This window comes from Streptomyces sp. T39 (genome assembly GCF_008042045.1).
In the GTDB taxonomy this organism is placed as follows: domain Bacteria; phylum Actinomycetota; class Actinomycetes; order Streptomycetales; family Streptomycetaceae; genus Streptomyces.
Window position 1 is genome coordinate 1 of sequence record NZ_RDBP01000167.1, and the last position, 770, is coordinate 770.

General features: G+C 74.4%; 1 pseudogene. It reads left to right on the forward strand.

Going from position 1 to position 770, the window contains the following annotated elements:
- Positions 1-770: pseudogene (locus EAO77_RS39190) on the forward strand (hypothetical protein); the annotation flags it as partial.

The following is a 770-nucleotide window of genomic DNA, read 5'->3' on the forward strand; positions in this document are numbered from 1 at the left end:
ACGGACGCCGGCGAGCTGTTCGTGTGGATCCCGGTCCGGGCCGCGGACGTCCTGCGGCCCCGCCTGCTGCGCCTGTACGGGGCGATCGCCTACGCGCAGGCCCGGCGCATGCCGCTGACCGTGCGGGAGCTCGCCGACCACCTGCGCCACGAGTCCGGTGACCACCAGGGCGAGACGCTCACCGAGCGGCAGACGGCCCGGCTCCTGGACGAGCTCGCCGCCACCGGCTGGATCACCGTCCACCACCGCCAGGGCCCGCGCGGCCGCCATGCCTATGAGGCCAACCCCAGCCCGCTGCACGCCGTGCCCGTCCCGGCGGCCGCCACCGTGGTGGTCGTCCCGGCCCCGCCCGCGCGAAAGCGGGTGCCCGCCGAGGCGGCAGACGTCTGCCCTGACATCCGTGACGGATCGGGTCCCGAAGATCATGACGGGTCCCCCTGTGAGGAAGACCCGCCTACTGACCGACCCGACTACTGCCCGCCCACTGCCGTCTCGGGATCCGCCGTCAGGCGTCTACCGGTTGTAGCGGGGGGCCCTGTGGAAACTGTGGATAACCCGCCTGCCGCCCTGCGGGCCGACGGGGGCCGGGGCACAGACGGCGCCTGCAGCGGAGGCCCGGCTGACGGATCCGGTCCGACGCTGTCCGCCCGAGCATGGGCAGTCCTGGCCCCGGTACGGCACCTGCTCGGCCCCGACACCACCCGGTGGGAGATCACCCGCATCGAGCGGGAGATCCTCGCCCAGCTTGCCGCCGGCACCGGCATGCAGCG